At 67.1% G+C, this 17333-nt stretch carries 16 protein-coding genes; 8 read left to right on the plus strand and 8 right to left on the minus strand.

Annotated features, from left to right (window positions below; all coding sequences use genetic code 11):
• The first annotated feature begins 3 nt into the window (after positions 1–3).
• The 8 genes from IE224_RS11200 to xylA all read left to right on the plus strand — a co-directional run bounded on the left by IE224_RS11200 (position 4) and on the right by xylA (position 8845).
• Positions 4–1266, plus strand: coding sequence for an ABC transporter substrate-binding protein (locus IE224_RS11200; RefSeq protein WP_191310412.1), 1263 nt, complete (start codon positions 4–6; stop codon positions 1264–1266).
• An 85-nt stretch (positions 1267–1351) separates the two neighbouring features.
• Positions 1352–2278, plus strand: a complete 927-nt coding sequence (locus IE224_RS11205) for a carbohydrate ABC transporter permease (RefSeq protein WP_191310415.1) — start codon at positions 1352–1354, stop codon at positions 2276–2278.
• Positions 2275–3105, plus strand: coding sequence for a carbohydrate ABC transporter permease (locus IE224_RS11210; RefSeq protein WP_191310417.1), 831 nt, complete (start codon positions 2275–2277; stop codon positions 3103–3105). Before IE224_RS11205 ends, IE224_RS11210 begins: the two co-directional genes overlap by 4 nt.
• Before the next feature lie 5 nt (positions 3106–3110).
• The gene (locus IE224_RS11215; protein ID WP_202380148.1) at positions 3111–4766 is read left to right on the plus strand and encodes a glycoside hydrolase family 43 protein; all 1656 of its coding nucleotides are present in this window, start codon (positions 3111–3113) and stop codon (positions 4764–4766) included.
• The gene (locus IE224_RS11220; RefSeq protein ID WP_191310421.1) at positions 4759–5769 is read left to right on the plus strand and encodes an ABC transporter ATP-binding protein; all 1011 of its coding nucleotides are present in this window, start codon (positions 4759–4761) and stop codon (positions 5767–5769) included. Before IE224_RS11215 ends, IE224_RS11220 begins: the two co-directional genes overlap by 8 nt.
• Positions 5766–6875 (plus strand): Gfo/Idh/MocA family protein, encoded by a 1110-nt coding sequence (locus tag IE224_RS11225; RefSeq protein ID WP_191310423.1) that lies wholly within the window; start codon positions 5766–5768, stop codon positions 6873–6875. The genes IE224_RS11220 and IE224_RS11225 overlap by 4 nt, the downstream gene beginning before the upstream one ends.
• On the plus strand, positions 6872–7516 hold the full coding sequence (locus IE224_RS11230) for a ThuA domain-containing protein (protein ID WP_191310425.1): 645 nt from the start codon (positions 6872–6874) through the stop codon (positions 7514–7516). Before IE224_RS11225 ends, IE224_RS11230 begins: the two co-directional genes overlap by 4 nt.
• 27 nt (positions 7517–7543) lie before the next feature.
• Positions 7544–8845 (plus strand): xylose isomerase, encoded by a 1302-nt coding sequence (xylA, locus tag IE224_RS11235; RefSeq protein ID WP_191310427.1) that lies wholly within the window; start codon positions 7544–7546, stop codon positions 8843–8845.
• Positions 8846–8913: 68 nt separating this feature from the next.
• On the opposite strand, the gene IE224_RS11240 is transcribed toward xylA, so the two are convergent.
• The 8 genes from IE224_RS11240 to IE224_RS11275 are packed head-to-tail and all read right to left on the minus strand — an operon-like array spanning position 8914 to position 17294.
• Positions 8914–9996 carry a Gfo/Idh/MocA family protein gene (locus IE224_RS11240; RefSeq protein ID WP_191310530.1) on the minus strand — a complete coding sequence of 361 codons (1083 nt, stop codon included), beginning with the start codon at positions 9994–9996 and terminating at the stop codon, positions 8914–8916.
• 22 nt (positions 9997–10018) lie between these two features.
• A complete protein-coding gene (locus IE224_RS11245; RefSeq protein WP_191310429.1) occupies positions 10019–11089 on the minus strand; it encodes a sugar phosphate isomerase/epimerase family protein in 1071 nt (356 codons plus the stop codon).
• A 26-nt stretch (positions 11090–11115) separates the two neighbouring features.
• Positions 11116–12264, minus strand: coding sequence for a Gfo/Idh/MocA family protein (locus IE224_RS11250; RefSeq protein WP_191310431.1), 1149 nt, complete (start codon positions 12262–12264; stop codon positions 11116–11118).
• 5 nt (positions 12265–12269) lie between these two features.
• Positions 12270–13025, minus strand: a complete 756-nt coding sequence (locus IE224_RS11255; RefSeq protein ID WP_191310433.1) for a sugar phosphate isomerase/epimerase family protein — start codon at positions 13023–13025, stop codon at positions 12270–12272.
• An 18-nt stretch (positions 13026–13043) separates the two neighbouring features.
• Positions 13044–14156 carry an ABC transporter ATP-binding protein gene (locus tag IE224_RS11260; RefSeq protein ID WP_191310435.1) on the minus strand — a complete coding sequence of 371 codons (1113 nt, stop codon included), beginning with the start codon at positions 14154–14156 and terminating at the stop codon, positions 13044–13046.
• Between the two features lie 3 nt (positions 14157–14159).
• A complete protein-coding gene (locus tag IE224_RS11265) occupies positions 14160–15110 on the minus strand; it encodes a carbohydrate ABC transporter permease (RefSeq protein ID WP_167623649.1) in 951 nt (316 codons plus the stop codon).
• Positions 15103–15996 carry a carbohydrate ABC transporter permease gene (locus IE224_RS11270; RefSeq protein ID WP_191310437.1) on the minus strand — a complete coding sequence of 298 codons (894 nt, stop codon included), beginning with the start codon at positions 15994–15996 and terminating at the stop codon, positions 15103–15105. Before IE224_RS11270 ends, IE224_RS11265 begins: the two co-directional genes overlap by 8 nt.
• 59 nt (positions 15997–16055) lie before the next feature.
• On the minus strand, positions 16056–17294 hold the full coding sequence (locus IE224_RS11275) for an ABC transporter substrate-binding protein (RefSeq protein ID WP_191310439.1): 1239 nt from the start codon (positions 17292–17294) through the stop codon (positions 16056–16058).
• Positions 17295–17333 lie beyond the last annotated feature (39 nt).

Below are 17333 nucleotides of genomic sequence, written 5' to 3' on the forward strand. Positions count from 1 at the left end.
AACATGAAGTATTCCGCCGCGGCCCTTGCCGCTGCCATTGCCGCCGTCAGCGGCCATGCCGCCTTGGCGCAGACCCAGATCAACGTGCTGCGCGTGGCGGTGAACCCCGAGCAGGAACAGTATCTCGAAAAGATCGCGACCGACTTCGAAGCCCAGAACGAGGGCGTCGACGTGATCTTCGAATATGTCGCGAACGAGGCCTACAAGGCCCGCCTGCCGACCCTGCTGCAATCGGACGCGCGGCCCGACATCTTCTACAGCTGGGGCGGCCAGACCGTGGTCGAGCAGGTCGAGGCCGGCTTTCTTCAGCCCATCGGCGACCTTCTGCCCCAGGGCTTCCGCGAGACTCTGCCCCAGGCCGGGCTTCAGGCCTACGAGGTCGAGGGCCAGCTTTACGGCCTGCCGCAATACGCGACCGAGGTGGTCTTCTGGGCCAACAAGGCCCTGACCGACCAGGCCGGCATCGACCTGGATGCCATCAAGACCTGGGACGACTTCCTCCAGGCGGTGCAGACCGCCAAGGACGCGGGCGTCACCCCGATCATCGCCGGCGGGCAGGACAAATGGCCGCTGCATTTCTACTGGAGCTATCTGGCCCTGCGCCACGGCGGCCCGACGGTCGTGACCGACGCCATGTCCGGCGAGAATGGCGGCTTCACGGCCGAACCCTTTGTCGCCGCGGGCCGCGACTTCCAGCGCCTGACCGAGCTCGAGCCGTTCCAGCCCGGCTACATCAGCACCACCTATGAAACCGCCAGCGGCATGTTCGCGGACGGTGCCGGCGCCTTCCACCTGATGGGGGACTGGGACTATCTGCCCATGCGCGAGCGTTCGACCAGCGGCCAGGGCCTGCCCGACGACCAGCTTGCGATCATCAGCTTTCCCGCCGTCGCCGACCCGGTGGCCGAGGGCGGCAATGACGCGACGCTGGGCGGCATCAACGGCTGGGCCGTCACCAACAGCGCCGAGCCGGAAGCCGTCGCCTTCCTGGCCTTCATGATGAACGCCGAAAACCAACGCGAGGCTGGCCGGCAACAGCTGTTCATCCCGATCGCCGAGGGCACGTCGGACGGCATGGACAACCCCTTCTTCATCCAGGTGGCCCAGAACATCGCCGACAGCAGCTTCCACCAGATCTTCCTGGACCAGTTCCTGGGGGCCTCGGTGGGCGCGACGATCAACGACATCTCGGCCGATCTTGCCCAGGATGCCATCACGCCCGAGGACGCCGCGGCGCAGGTCCAGGAGGCCTGGGACTTCCGCTGATCCCTCCCCGGCGGAACGGCGGGGGCGGCGCTTGCTGCCCCCGCCCATTCGGCCGCCTTCTTTCCCCAACCCATGAGGAGCCGGAATGACCCTCGCTGACGCCGACAGGCGGCTGCCTGCCTCTGCCCGCTGGCGGCGCGCCGTCTCGAACGGGCGCATCACCGCGGTGCTGATCCTGCTGCCGCCCGCGCTGATCCTGTTCACGCTGTTCGTGACGCTGCCCCTTGGGGAATCCGCCTGGTTTTCCTTCTTCAACTGGAACGGCTACGGCACGCCGTCGGACTTCGTCGGCACGTCCAACTACGAACGGATCCTGGGCCATTCGATCTTCCATACGGCGGTCGGCAACACCCTGAAGATCGTCGCCGTGTCGCTCTTGGTGCAGATGCCGCTGGCCTTGTTCCTGGCGCTGCTGATCCACAGGAAGACGCCCACCAATGCCGTTTTCCGGCTGGTCTTCTTCCTGCCCTATATCCTGGCCGAGGTCGCGGCGGGCCTGATCTGGTCCTTCGTCTTCGACGGAAACTACGGCGTCACCGCCTCCATCGCCCAGGGCTTTGGATTGGGCGAGGTGTTCATCCTGTCGAACCCCGACTGGGCCTTCATGGCCATCATGACGGTGATCGTCTGGAAGTATTTCGGCTTCCACATGATGATCTATATCGCCGCGCTGCAAAGCGTGCCGCAGGACCAGATCGAGGCCGCCCGGATCGAGGGCGCGTCCCGCCTTCAGGTGGTCCGCTATGTCCAGGTCCCCCATATCCGGCCCGCCATCGCGGTCAGCGCCTTTTTCGCCATCATCGGCGCGCTTCAGGTTTTCGACGTTATCATTCCGCTGACCAACGGCGGGCCGTCGAACCAGACCCATACCATCGTGACCTATCTTTATACCTTCGGCCTGACGCGGCTGAACATCGGCTTCGGCTCGGCGGTCGGCGTGATCCTGTTCGTCGGCGCGGTGACGGTTGCGGTCTTCTATCAGCGCATCTTCATGAAAAGGGCCGAGGCATGACAAGCGGCCACCTGACCCGCAACATCCTGCGCGTGGCGTTCTTGTGCATCGTCGCCAGCTTCGTGCTGGCCCCGATGCTGGCCACCATCCTGGGCGGCTTCAAGACCAACGCCGAGATCCGCACCAACGCGCTTGGCCTGCCTGCCATGTGGAACACGGAGTTCTACGGCCAGATCATCAGCGACCCGGCCTTCTGGCGCTACCTGCGCAACTCGCTGATCATCTCGGTCGGATCGGTGGTGCTGACGCTGATCGTGGGGGCGGCTGCGGCCTATGTCTTCGCCCAGATCCGGTTCTTCGGCTCGCGGATGCTGTTCTCCTACATCCTGCTGGGGCTGATGTTCCCCTTCGCCACGGCGATCCTGCCGCTGTTCATTAAGGTCCGCGACATCGGCTTGCTGGACACCTGGTGGGCGGTGATCCTGCCGCAGACCGCCTTCAGCCTGTCGCTGGCGATCCTGCTGTTCCGCACCTTCTTTTCCCAATTGCCCAAGGAACTGTTCGAGGCCGCCTATATCGACGGCTGCGGCTATGTGCGCTTCTTCTGGCGCTTCACCCTGCCGCTGTCCGCACCGATCCTGGCGACCGTGGGCGTCTTCGTCTTCGTGCAAAGCTGGAACAACTTCCTTCTGCCGCTGGTGGTGCTGAACTCGCGCGAGGTCTTCACCTGGCCGCTGGGGATGATGCAGTTCCGCGGCGAATACGTCACCCAGTGGAACCTGACGCTGGCCTTCGTCACGCTGACCATCGTGCCGGCCATCGTCTTCTTCCTTGCTGCCCAGAAATACATCGTCGCCGGCCTGACGGGCGGCGCCGTCAAAGGATGACGCATATGAACACGATCCAGAACCCGATCCTGCCGGGCTTCAACCCCGATCCATCCATCGTGCGGGTGGGCGCGGACTATTATATCGCCACCTCGACCTTCGAATGGTATCCGGGCGTGCAGATCCACCATTCGCGCGACCTTGCGAACTGGCGGCTGGTCACGCGCCCGCTGGCCCGCGCGGCGCAACTGGACATGCGCGGCAATCCCGACAGCGGCGGAATCTGGGCGCCCTGCCTGACCTACGCCGACGGGCTGTTCTGGCTGATCTACACCGACGTCAAGCGCCGGGACGGGGCGTGGAAGGACAGCCACAACTATCTGGTCACCGCCCCCGGCATCGAGGGGCCGTGGTCGGACCCGGTCTATCTCAACTCCTCGGGCTTCGATCCTTCGCTGTTCCACGACGCGGACGGGCGCAAGTGGCTGCTGAACATGATCTGGGACCACAACCAGACCGGCGGCGACCGCTTCGGCGGGATCGTGATGCAGGAATACTCGCCCGAGGATCGCAAGCTCGTCGGCCCGGTCCGCAACATCTATCGCGGCACCGACCTGAAGCTGACCGAAGGCCCGCATCTTTATCGCAAGGACGGCTTCTACTACCTGCTGACGGCCGAGGGCGGCACGGGCTATGACCATGCCGTCACCATGGCCCGGTCGCGCGACCTGTTCGGCCCCTACGAGACCGACCCCGCCAAGCACGTCCTGACTGCCCGCGGCACCGACGGGCTGCTGCAACGCTGCGGCCATGCCGACATCGTGCAAACGCAGGACGGACAGTTCTACATGGTCCACCTGTGTTCTCGCCCGCTGGACGAGACGCGCAGCCTGCCGGTGGGCAATGGCGGCATCCACGCCGACGACGTGCGCCGCTCGCCCCTAGGGCGCGAGACGGCGATCCAGAAGCTGGTCTGGGAGGCGGGGCAGTTCCCCCGCATGGCCCATGGCGGCAACGCCCCCGCCGACACCGCGCCCTGTGACCTCCCCCCGCATCCCTTCCTGGGCGACGAGGCGCGCACCACCTTCGCCCCCGGCGCCCTGCCCCTGGCCTTCCAATGGCTGCGGACGCCCGATGCGGATCGCCTGTTCAGCCTGACCGAACGGCCTGGCGCCCTGCGCATCTTCGGCCGGGAATCCCCCGGTTCGGCCTTCGAGAACGCGATGCTGGCCCGCCGCCAGACGGCGCTGTCCTTCCGCGCCGAAACGACGCTTGAGATCGAGCCGGGCGATTACCAGCATTTCGCGGGCCTCATCGCCTGGTATGGCCGCTTCAAGTTCCATTACCTGGCCGTCACGGCGAACGAACAGGGGCAGCGCGTCCTGACCGTCTACAGTTGCGCCGCCGATTGGCCGGATGCGCGCGTGACCTATCCCATCGCGCCGGTCCCGCTGCCGGACGGCCCGGTGCAGCTAGGCTGCGACGTGGACGGCATGACGCTGCGCTTCCGCTACAAGACGGATGGCGACTGGACCGACCTCGGGATCACGCTGGACCAGTCCGCCATATCGGACGAGGCCGGGAACGGGCCGGGCAACAACTTCACCGGCGCCTTTATCGGCATGGGCGCGCATGACACGTCGGGCCGGGGGCGTCACGCCGATTTCCTGGACTTCACCTATCAGCCGATCAACGCAGGCCCGCAGGTAAGCCATGTCTGAGGTCCGTCTGCAGAACATCACCAAGTCCTTTGGCGGCCATACGGTGCTGCCCGACCTGAACCTGACGGTGCCGAACGGGTCCTTCACCGTTCTGGTCGGCCCCTCGGGCTGTGGCAAGTCCACGCTTCTGCGCATCATCTCGGGGCTGGAGGAGCCGACCTCGGGCGCCGTGGTGATCGGCGGGCAGGACGTGACGCTGGACGAGCCGTCCCGGCGCGGCATCTCGATGGTCTTCCAGTCCTATGCGCTTTACCCGCACATGACCGTCGCGCAGAACATCGACTTCGGCCTGCGGTTGGCCAAGATGCCTGCCGCAGAACGCCAGGCACGCGTGGCCGAGGCCGCGCGGATCCTGGCGCTTGAACCCTATCTGGACCGCAAGCCCGCGCAGTTGTCCGGCGGACAGCGTCAGCGCGTCGCCATCGGCCGGTCGATCGTGCGCCAGCCCAAGGTGTTCCTGTTCGACGAGCCGCTGTCGAACCTCGACGCGGCGCTGCGCACCCAGATGCGGGTCGAGCTGGCGCAGCTGCACCAGTCGCTGGACGCCACGATGATCTACGTCACCCACGACCAGGTCGAGGCGATGACCCTGGCCGACCAGATCGTCGTGATGAATGCGGGCCGGATCGAGCAGGTCGGCGCCCCGATGGAGCTGTATGACCGCCCGCAGACCGTCTTCGTGGCGGGCTTCATCGGCTCGCCCAAGATGAACCTGATGCCGGGCGCCGCCGTTGGCCAGCCGCAGGCCGAGACCGCGGGCATCCGCCCCGAGCATCTGGTGATCGCGCCCGAGGGCCAGGGCTGGTCCGCCCGCGCGCAGGTGGTCGAAACCCTTGGCGCGGACACCATCGTCTATGCCGATGTCGAGCGGATCGGCCCCATGACCATCCGCCTGGCGGGCAACAACCGCCTGCGGGCCGGCGAAGCCCTGCGGATCGCACCCGAACCGGGGCACCTGCACCTTTTCGACGCAAACGGACGACGCATGGAGGACGCGGCATGAGCGCGCTTGGACTTGGCATCATCGGCTGCGGCTTCATCAGCGAAATCTATCTGAAGAACGCCCGGCTTTTCCCGCAGCTTGACCTGCGCGCGGTCGCGGACCTGAACGCGGATGCCGCCGGTGCCAAGGCCGCCGCGCATGGCACCACGGCGCTGACGCCCGAGGCGCTGCTGGCGCGGGACGACATCGACATCGTGCTGAACCTGACCGTGCCCGCCGCGCATCTGTCGGTGGGACTTGCCGCGCTGCAGGCGGGCAAGCACGTCTTTTCGGAAAAGCCGCTGGCCGTCAGCCTGGACGACGGCAAGCGCCTGGCCGAGGCTGCCGACAAGGGGGGCCTCCGCATCGGCTGCGCGCCCGACACCTTCCTGGGGGCCTCGCACCAGACCTCGCGGGCGGTGCTTGACGCGGGCCGGATCGGCCAGCCGGTGGCGGGCACGGCGATGATGATGGTCGCCGGCCATGAACGCTGGCACCCGAACCCGGACTTCTACTATGCCGGGCCGGGCGCCGGGCCGCTTTACGACATGGGGCCCTACTACATCACCGCGATGGTGAACCTGCTGGGGCCGGTCCGCGCGGTCAGCGGCATGGCCTCGCGCCTGCGGGCCAGCCGCACCATCGCCTCGGGTCCGCGCGCAGGGGAAAGCATCCCGGTCGATGCCCGGACCCATGTGGCGGGCGTGATGGAGTTCGAAAACGACGCCCTGATCCAGATCGCCACCAGCTTCGACGTGCCCGCCCACGGCCACACGCCGCTGGAACTTTACGGCACCACGGCATCGATGAAGATCCCCGACCCGAACCGCTTCGACGGGCAGGTCATGCTCTCCGGCCCCGATGGTTGGCAGGCCGTGCCATCCGACCACGACTTCGGCGGCGACAACCACCGCGCGCTTGGCCTGGCCGACATGGCCGACGCCATCCTGACCGGCCGGCCGCACCGCGCCAGCGGCGACCTGGCGTTGCACGTGCTGGACGTGATCGCCTCGCTTCTGCAGTCGGCCCGGACGGGCCGCACCGTCACCCTCACCTCGACCTGCGCGCGGCCCGAGCCGATGCGCGCCGGCGCCCTGACCCACCTGACCGCCCCGGAGGCCGCATGACCAAATCCGCACTGATCTTCTGGGGTGGCTGGGACGGCCACGAGCCCGAGGCCTGCACGCGGCGCCTTGCCGCGATGCTGGCCGAGGACGGCTTCGAGGTCGAGACCCACCCCGGCACCGACATCCTGGCCGCCACCGACCTGACGCGCTTCGACCTGATCGTGCCGATGATGACACAGGTCCAGGTCGCGCCCGAGGGGCTGAAGGCGCTGATCGCGGCGGTGGCCGCAGGCACCGGCCTCGGCGGCTTTCACGGCGGCATGGGCGACACCTTCCGGGCCGAGCCGTCCTATCAGTACATGACCGGCGGCCAATGGGTCGCCCATCCGGGCAACGTCATCGACTATCGCGTGACCGTCACGCGCGGGGACGATCCGATCATGGCCGGGATCGAGGATTTCGACTACCGCTCGGAACAGTATTACCTCCATGTCGATCCGGCGAACGAGGTGCTGGCCACGACGACCTTCGAGGGCGCGCATGATCCCTGGACGAAGGGGGCGGTGATGCCCGTGGTCTGGAAGAAACGCTACGGCGCGGCGCGTGTCTTCTATTCCGCCCTCGGTCACAAGGCGTCCGAGCTTGACCATCCGCAGATGCAGACCATCCTGCGCCGGGGCCTCGCCTGGGCCGCGCGCTGAACAGATCATCGATAAAGGGACAGAAGCATGAGCTATTTCAAGGATATCCCCCCGATCCAGTACGAGGGGCCGGACAGCGACAACGAATTCGCCTATCGCCATTACGACCCGAACGAGGTCGTGATGGGCAAGCGGATGGAAGATCACCTGCGCCTGGCCGTCGCCTATTGGCATTCGCTGGCCTATGAGGGCGGCGATCCTTTCGGGGGGCGCACCTTTGAACGGCCCTGGTATGGCGACGACATGGCCGCCGCGCGCGTTAAGGCCGATGCGGCCTTTGACATGTTCGGCGTGCTGAACGTGCCCTTCTTCTGCTTCCATGACGCCGACGTCCGCCCCGAAGGCGACAGCTTCGCCGAAAGCCGCCGCAACCTCGAGGAAATCTGCGACGTCTTCGCCGACAAGATGCAGCAGACGGGCACCAAGCTTCTGTGGGGCACGGCCAACATGTTCACGCATCGCCGCTGGATGGCGGGCGCGGCGACGAACCCCGACCCCGAGATCTTCGCCTATGCCGCCGCCACCGTGAAGGCCTGCATGGACGTCACCCACAGGCTTGGCGGCGAGAACTATGTCCTGTGGGGCGGGCGCGAAGGCTATGAAAGCCTGCTGAACACCGATCTGACGCGCGAGGCGGAACAGGCCGGCGCCTTCCTGACCAAGGTCGTGGACTACAAGCACAAGATCGGCTTCAAGGGCACCATCCTGATCGAGCCGAAGCCGCAGGAGCCGTCCAAGCACCAGTACGACTTCGATGTCGGCACGATCTACGGCTTCCTCAAGCGGTTCGGCCTGGAAAACGAGGTCAAGCTGAACATCGAGCAGGGCCATGCCATCCTGGCCGGCCACAGCTTCGAACATGAGCTGGCGCTTGCAGGCTCGCTGGGGCTGCTTGGCTCCATCGACATGAACCGCAACGACTACCAGTCGGGCTGGGACACGGACCAGTTCCCCAACAACGTCCCCGAGGTAGCCCTTGCCTATTACGAGGTGCTGCGCGCGGGCGGCTTTACCACGGGCGGCACGAACTTCGACGCACGGGTGCGCCGCCAATCGCTGGACCCCGAGGATCTGGTGCTGTCCCATGTCGGCGCCATCGACATCTGCGCGCGCGGGCTGAAGGCCGCCGCCGCCATGCTGGAGAACGGCGGGCTGGAGAAGATGCGGGCCGAGCGTTACGCGGGCTGGGACAACGAGGCGTCGCAGGCGATGCTGAAGTCCGAGTCGCTGGACCAGATCGCCGCGCGGGTCGAGGAAACGAACCTGAACCCCCAGCCCCGCTCGGGCCGGCAGGAACGTCTGGAAAACTGGGTCAGCCGCTTCGTCTGACACAGCAAGGCCGGGGCGCGGTCAGCGCGCCCCGGTTCACCGCGATGCAGCACCGGGCCGGTGCAGTGTCAGGCAGCGGCCAGCGGCTGCCACGCCCCGTCGGCCCGGCTTGACCGGATGCAGGCGGCGACGAAGCGCATCCCGTCAAGGCCGTCCTGGATCCCCGGCAGGCCCGGCGGCACCTTCCCTGCCCAGATGGCGTCGGCCGCATCCGTGTAGATCGAGGCGAAGGCTTCGAGGTAGCCCTCGGCATGGCCCGAAGGCAGGCGCGCGCTGCCCATGAAGTCGGGTCCGCCGCGCGTCAATGTCTGCGACGGCTCGCCCAGACGGGTCAGGCGCAGGCGGTTCGGGTCGGCATGGGTCCAGTCCAGCCCCGCCTTGTCGCCCATCACGCGCAGACGCACCTCGTTGTCGGACCCCGCCGCGACCTGGCTGGTCCACAGCATCCCCCGCGCCCCTTGGGCAAGGCGCAGCATCGCATGGGCGTTGTCGTCGATCTGCCGGCCCGGCAGGAAGGCGGTCAGTTCGGCCGCGACCGCCTCGATCGGCAGGCCCGAAACAAAGGTGGCCAGATGCGCCGCATGGGTGCCGATGTCGGCGATCGCGCCGCCTTCTCCGCCAAGGGCGGGATCGGCGCGCCAACCCTGCTGTTCGGCGCGGCCCGGCCGGGCCAGCCAGTCCGAGACGAACTCGGCATGGACCAGCCGGATGCGGCCCAACTGCCCCTCGGCCACCAGACGGCGCGCCTCGCGGATCATCGGATAGCCGGAATAGCTGTAGGTCAGGATCAGCAGCGCCCTGCTGGCCGCGGATATGCGGGCCAGATCCTCGGCCTCGGGCAGGGTCGCGGTCAGGGGCTTGTCCAGGATCACGTGGATGCCCGCTTCCAGAAAGGCGCGGGCGACCGGCAGGTGCAGGTGGTTGGGCGTCACGACCGAAACGGCGCGGATGCCGTCCGGCCGCGCCGCCTCGGCCCGCGCCATCTCGCGCCAATCGTGATAGCTGCGCTCAAGCCCAATGTCCTCGGCCGAGGCCGCCGCGCGGCCGGCGTCCGAGGACAGCGCCCCGGCCACCAGCGTGAAGCGGTCGTCGATGCGCGCCGCGATGCGGTGCACGGCGCCGATAAAGGCGCCCTGCCCGCCGCCCACCATGCCCAGGGGAATGCGCTGCACGTCAGCCCAGCCCCAGCATCGCCCGCAGCGCGGCCCGGTCGGGTGCCTTGCCGCCGGCGAAGTCGTCGAAGGCGGTCTCGGTCGGCTGGATCAGATGCGCCTCTATGAAAGGGGCGCCCTCGGCTGCGCCCTGGGCCGACGACTTGACGCAGCATTCCCATTCCAGCACCGCCCAACCGCGATAGCCGGCAAGCGTCAGGCGCGAAAAGACGCCCGCGAAATCCACCTGCCCGTCGCCCAGGCTGCGGAAGCGCCCCGCCCGGTCCGTCCAGCCGGAAAAGCCAGAATAGACCCCCTGCCGGGCCGAGGGTAGGAACTCGGCATCCTTGACGTGGAAGGCGCGGATCCGGCTGGCGTAGTGGTCGATGAAGCCCAGGTAGTCCAGTTGCTGCAGCACGAAATGCGACGGGTCATAGTTGATCGCGGCGCGGGGATGGTTGCCGCTGGCCTCCAGGAACCGCTCAAAGCTGGTGCCGTCCATCAGATCCTCGCCCGGATGCAGCTCATAGGCGTAATCCACGCCCTGCTCCTCGTGCGCGTCCAGGATCGGCTTCCAGCGGCGGGCGAGTTCGGCGAAGGCTTCCTCGACCAGACCCGCCGGGCGCTGCGGCCAGGGATAGAGATAGGGCCAGGCTAGCGCGCCGGAAAAGCCCACCTGCACGTCCAGACCCAGATGGCGGGACGCGCGGGCGGCCTTGATGACCTGCCCCGCCGCCCATTCCGACTGCTCGCGCGGCTTGCCGCGCAGCGCCTCGGGCGCGAAGCCGTCGAACTGCGCGGCATAGGCCGGATGGACCGCGACAAGCTGGCCCTGCATATGGGTCGAAAGCTCGGTGATCTCGACGCCCGCCTCGCGGCAGGTGCCCGCGATCTCGTCGCAATAGTCCTTGGATTCGGCCGCGCGATCCAGGTCGATGAAGCGAGGATCGACCGGCACCTGGATGCCGCGATAGCCAAGGTCCGCCGCCCATCGGGCAATGTTCGGCAGGGTGTCGAAGGGCGCGGCGTCGCCCGCGAACTGCGCCAGGAAGATCGCGGGGCCCTTGATGCCCCGCTGCGTGTCATTTGCCATGATGGCTCCTTTTCTTGGGCCGGGTTTCAGGCCGGGACGGTCTGGCTTGCCAGAAGCTGCGCCGCGGCCGCGGGATCCAGGGCCTCGGGGCGGGCGCAGGTGGTGGTCATGGGCACGAAGCGCCCTTCCTCGCCCGATTGCAGGATCGCGGTCATCACCTCGACCACGTGCAGCGCCAATTCGTCGTTGCAGCGGTGCGGGCGGCCTTCGGCGATGGCAAGCGCCATGTCCGCAAGGCCCGACGCGCGATAGTCGGCGACGCTCTTGCCGTTGTTCGTCTCGCGGTTCGGCGGTCCCAGCGGATGATCCCATGCGGGCAGGTCCGCCGCCTCGGCGCGGCGCGTCACGCGGACCTCGCCGTCGAAGAAGTTGGGGTCGGGGATGTGCAGCGTGCCTTCCGTCCCGTAAAGCGCCATCGGCTTCAGGTCGTGCTGGTGGACGTCCCAGCTGGACTGGAAGCTGATGACCGCGCCGCCTTCGAATTCCAGCAGGGCGTGGATCGTGGTCGGCGTCTCGACCGGGATCTGCTCGCCCTTGCGGGCGGCCGATCCGATGGTCCGGGTCGGGCTGGGGGTGGAGGCAAGCGCCGCGACGCGGGCCACCGGCCCCAGAAGCTGCACCAGGTTCGAGATGTAGTAGGGCCCCAGATCCAGCACCGGCCCGCCGCCCTTGAGGAAGAAGAAGTCGGGGTTGGGATGCCAGTTTTCCATGCCGCTGGACATGACCGCGCAGGTGCCCGAGGTGACGCGGCCAATGGCGCCGCTGTCGACGATATGCCGGGCAAGCTGGTGGCTGGTGCCCAGGAAGGTGTCGGGCGCCGATCCGATCCGCAGCCCGCGTTCGGCGGCGATCCGGGCCAGTTCGCGCCCTTCCTCCAGCGTCAGCACATAGGGCTTTTCGGAATAGACATGCTTGCCCGCCTCAAGCGCGCGTTTCGAGATGTCGAAATGCGCGGCCGGGATGGTCAGGTTCACGATCAGGTCGATGTCGGGGCTTGCCAGCAGCGCGTCCACGCTGCGGGCCTCAATCCCGTATTCGGTGGCCCGCGCCTCGGCCGCGGCATGGTTCATGTCGGCCACGGCGACAAAGCGGATGCCCGCGAAATGCGGCGCACGGCCCAGATAGGATGCCGAAATGTTGCCGGCCCCGATCAGGCCCAGTTTCAGGTCGCTCATGAGGTTCAGCCTTTCAGGGTCTGCCAGGCCTTCGCGGCCTGGGTCGCAAAACGGTCGAAGTCCGAGGGCTTGTCATGTTCGGCCACCAGAACCTCGACGCGGGCCTGGGCGCGCAGGGCATCCAGGATCGCGGGCCAGTCCATCGTGCCGGTGCCGGGATCGGCCCAGCCGTCCTCGTCGGTCTTCTCGCCCGCAGGCGCGATGTCCTTGAAATGGGCGGCGGTGATGCGCGGGCCGTACTGGGCGATCCAGTCCAGCGGGTCCCCGCCGCCGCGCACGATCCAGGCGATGTCGGCTTCCCAGTCGATCATCGGTGCCTCGTCCAGGATGATCTTCATGGGCGTCCGGCCGTCGGGCAGGGCGTGGAATTCGAAGTCGTGGTTGTGCCAGCCGAAGGTCAGGCCCCGTTGGGCCATCGCCCCATGCGCGGCGGCAAGGCGGGCGGCAAAGGCCTGCCATCCTGCGGCATCCGCGGGACGCTGGTCGGGGCCGATATGGGGGGCGAAGATCATGGTGGCGCCGACCTGGCCCGCGATCTGGGCCACGCGCTCGGGGTTTTCCTCGATCAGGTCCAGCGAGACATGCAGCGACGGCATGGTCATGCCCGCGGCCGACAGGGCCTCGGCGATGGCGGGCAGGTCGTCGAAGACGCCGCCATAGCCCTCGGCCGCGTCATAGCCAAGCGCGCCGAGACGGCGGATCACGTCGGCATAGGGCGTGGCGAAGCGGGCCGAATAGAGTTGCAGGGACAGTTTCATCATCTTCTCCGTGGGAAAGTCTCAGATCCGCGTCTCGGTCGCGGCGTCGAACAGCGACAGGCTGGCGGGGTCGAAGCCGATGGACAGCATCTGGCCCGCGCGCACGCGGTCCTCGCCGTCCAGGCGGACGCGGAAGGGGGTGTCGCCAAGCCGCGTCCAGACCAGGGTGTCGGCGCCCATCGGCTCGACCACCTCGACAAGGGCCTGGGCCTGGATGGGCAGGGCGGCGGCCGCCTCGCCGGTGCGGACATGTTCGGGGCGGATGCCCAGCACGATATCGCCGCCACGCGGGCGGGTGGTGAAGTCATAGCCCGTCACGTCGGCCACCAGCGGGCCGCGGAAGGTGCTGCCATCCAGCCGCCCCGGCAAGAGGTTCATGGGCGGCGACCCGATGAAGCCCGCCACGTAAAGATTCGCGGGCCGGCGATAGATGTCGTCGGGGGTGGCAAGCTGCTGGATCTTGCCGCCGCGCATGATGGCGATGCGGTCGGCCAGGGTCATCGCCTCGATCTGGTCATGGGTGACATAGATCATGGTGTTGCCAAGGCTCTGGTGCAGGCGCTTCAGTTCCACGCGCAACTCGGCCCGCAGCTTGGCGTCCAGGTTCGACAAGGGCTCGTCGAACAGGAACACGTCCACGTCGCGCACCAGGGCGCGGCCGATGGCCACCCGCTGGCGCTGACCGCCCGACAGGGCGGCGGGCTTGCGCTTCAGCAGCGGTTCAAGCTGCAGCGTTGACGCGGCGCGCGCGATGCGGCGCGCGATCTCGCCCTTGGGCACCTGGGCGTTCTTCAGGCCGAAGGACAGGTTCCCCTCGACCGTCATCTGCGGGTAAAGCGCATAGGACTGGAACACCATGCCGATGCCGCGTTCCGAGGGTTCCGCCCAGGTGACGTTCTTCCCCGAGATGAAGATCTGGCCCTCGGTCGCCGGTTGCAGGCCGGCGATGCAGTTCAGCAGCGTTGACTTGCCGCAGCCCGAGGCGCCCAGCAGCACCAGGAACTCGCCATCGTTCACGTCCAGGTTCAGGTCGCCCAGAACCTCGACCGCGCCATAGGACAGGCTGAGGTCGCGGATCGAGACGGAGATGCCGTCCAGTTCGGATCGGGTTTCGGCGCGGAGTGCTTGTGCCATGGGTCAGCCTTTCACGGCGCCTGCGGCGATGCCGCGGACGAAAAGTTTGCCAGAGAGGAAGTAGATCGTCAGCGGAACAAGGCCGGTCAGCAGGGTCGCGGCCATGTTGACGTTGTATTCGCGCACGCCTTGGACCGAGTTGACGATGTTGTTCAGCTGCACCGTCATCGGATAGCTTTCGGGCCGGGTATAGATCACGCCGAACAGGAAGTCGTTCCAGATCCCCGTGACCTGCAGGATCACCGCGACCGTGAAGATCGGCAGCGACATCGGCACCAGCACGCGCAGGAAGATGCCCCAGAAGCCTGCGCCGTCCACGCGGGCGGCCTTGAACAGTTCCGGCGGCAGCGAGGAGAAGTAGTTGCGGAACAGAAGCGTGATGATCGGCATCCCGAAGACCACATGGACCAGGACCAGGCCCCAGACCGACCCCATCAGCCCGATTTCGCGCAGGATGATGACGATCGGATAGATCATCACCTGGTATGGGATGAAGGCGCCGAAGATCAGGATGGTGAAGAACACCTCGGACCCCTTGAAGCGCCAGTTGACCAGGGCATAGCCGTTCACCGCCGCCACCGCGATCGACAGGATCGTCGCCGGTATGACGATCGCGACCGAGTTCCAGAAGCCGCGCGACAGCCCGTCGCAGTTCAGCCCGGTGCAGGCCTCGGACCAGGCCTTGACCCAGGGCTCAAAGGTGATCTCGACCGGCGGGGCGAAGATGTTGCCCATGCGGATCTCGGGCATCCCCTTCAGCGAGGTCATGACCATCACCCACAGCGGCAGCAGGTAATAGGCCGAAAAGATCAGAAGCCCGCCATAGATCATGATGCGCTTGCCCGACAGGCGGCGCGTGGGGGCAAGGCCTGCCGGTCCGTCCAGCAGCCTGCCGCGAGGGGCGGCGCTGCGGGACCGGGCACCGGCGGCCGCGGGATATGCCGCGTCAGACATGGCGTTTCCTTCCCATGCGGAACAGCGCGAAGGGGATGATGATCGCCAGCACCGCGGCCAGCATCATGGTCGAGGCCGCGAAGCCCTGCCCCAGGTTCTGGTTGCCGAACATGTAGTCATAGACGTATTTTGCGGGCACTTCGGACGCGATGCCCGGCCCCCCGCGCGTCAGCGCGACGACAAGGTCGTAAAGCTTGATGATCCCGGCCGAGATCAGCACGATGCAGGTCGCGAAGACCGGCTTCATCATCGGCAGGATGATGAACAGATAGGTCTTCCAGGCGGGGATGCCGTCCACCCGGCTGGCCTTCCAGACGTCCTCGTCGATGCCGCGCAGTCCGGCCAGCATGATGACCGTGGTCAGCCCCGCGCCCTGCCAGATGCCCGCCGCCAGAAGCGCCACGATGACAAGATCGGGATTGTTCAGCGGATCGAAGGTGAAGCCGGAAAAGCCCATGCCGCGGATGATGTGCTGCAACCCGAAGTCCGGGTTCAGAATCCACTGCCAGACGACGCCCGTGACGATGAAGCTGAGGGCATAGGGGAACAGGATGATGGTGCGGAACCCGTCCTCGAACCGGATCTTCTGGTCCAGAAGCACGGCCAGCAGAAAGCCGATCGCCAGCGTCAGCACCAGTGCCAGGATGCCATAGATCGCCAGGTTCTCGATGGACACCTGCCAGCGGGGCGTGGACCACAGCCGCTCGTATTGCGCCAGGCCCACGAAATCCAGGCGGGGCAGCAGGCGCGAATTGGTGAAGGAATAGACCACCGTCCAGAGCGAGCAGCCGATGAAGACCACCAGGGCCGTCAGGATCATCGGGGTCGCGGCCAGCTTGGCGGACCAGTTCTGGAACAGTCGGATGGGAGGGCCGGAATGGGCCATCGCAGGTACCTCCGGTCAAGGGCGGGGGTCCGGCCCAGGGCGGGCCGGACCGCGATGCATCACATTTCCGACTGGACGATCTGGACGAAGCGCGCGTGCGCGTCCTCGGCGCTGAGGCTTGATCCGAAGAACTCGGCCGTCAGATCCTCGATCTGGCCGCGCGAATCCGACGACATCACCAGGTCGATGGTCGGGATGGTGTTGCCGGCCTTCAGCGTTTCCAGCCCGGCCTGGGTGCATTCGTTCACTTCGGCCAGGTCGATGTCGCCGCGCACCGGCAGCGAACCCTTGGCGGCGTTGAAGGCGACCTGCGCTTCTTCGGACAGGATCACCTGGGCCAAGGCGCGCTGCGCCTCGGTCACGGCCTCGTCGTCGTTCACCGGGAAATAGATCGCGTCGCCGCCCGTGGCGATGACGGGTTCGCCCCCAAGGCCGATATGGCAGCCGTAATCCGTGCCCGCGGTCTTGCCGGCCAGGGCGAACTCGCCCTGCGCCCAGTCCCCCATGACCTGGGCCGCGGCCGTGCCCTCGATGATGCGGTTGGTGGCCATGTTCCAGTCGCTGAGATTGCCGCCCGAGGCCAGGTCGCGGGCAATGGCATATTCAGCGAAGATGTTCTTCAGCGTGTCGCTGTTCAGCGCGTCCTCGTTCCGCTCGGCGAAGACCTGGTTGTAGAAGTCGGCCCCGCCGATCCCCGAGATCATCGCGTAAAGCAGCAGCGCCGTCTGCCAGCCCTGCATCCCCTGCGCCAGGGGCAGGATGCCCGCCTCGCGCAGCGCGGGGGCGGCCGCCTTCAGTTCTTCCCAGTTGGTCGCAGGCTCGATCCCCGCCTTTTCAAAGGCGGCCAGCGAGGTCCACATCCATTGCGGCGAATGGATGTTCAAGGGCGCGCAATACACGCGGCCCTCGAAGGTGCAGGCGTCCAGCAGCGAGACCGGGTTGATCGAGTCGCGCCAGCCGTTCGCCTCGGCCACCTCGGTCAGGTCCTGCATCAGCCCGGCCTCGACCAGTTCCTGCGCTTGCAGGCCGTGGTTGAACTGCGTTGCGCCCATCGGGTCGCCGCCGATGATGCGCGACACCATGATCGGCCTTGCGGTCGAACCCGATCCGGCGATGGCGCCGTCGACCCAGCTATGCTCGGTCTGTTCCTCGAAGATGCGGGCCAGTTCCTGCACGGCGGCGGCCTCGCCGCCCGAGGTCCACCAATGGGTCACCTCCAGGTCGGCAGCCATCGCGCCAAAGGGCAAAATTGTCAGTGCAGCGCCCGCCAGCAGGCGGCGCATCGAAATGTTCTGCATTGTCATCCTCCCGTTTGTCCGGCGCAGCATGGCGCCGGC

It is taken from the genome of Paracoccus aerius (genome assembly GCF_014656455.1).
In the GTDB taxonomy this organism is placed as follows: domain Bacteria; phylum Pseudomonadota; class Alphaproteobacteria; order Rhodobacterales; family Rhodobacteraceae; genus Paracoccus; species Paracoccus aerius.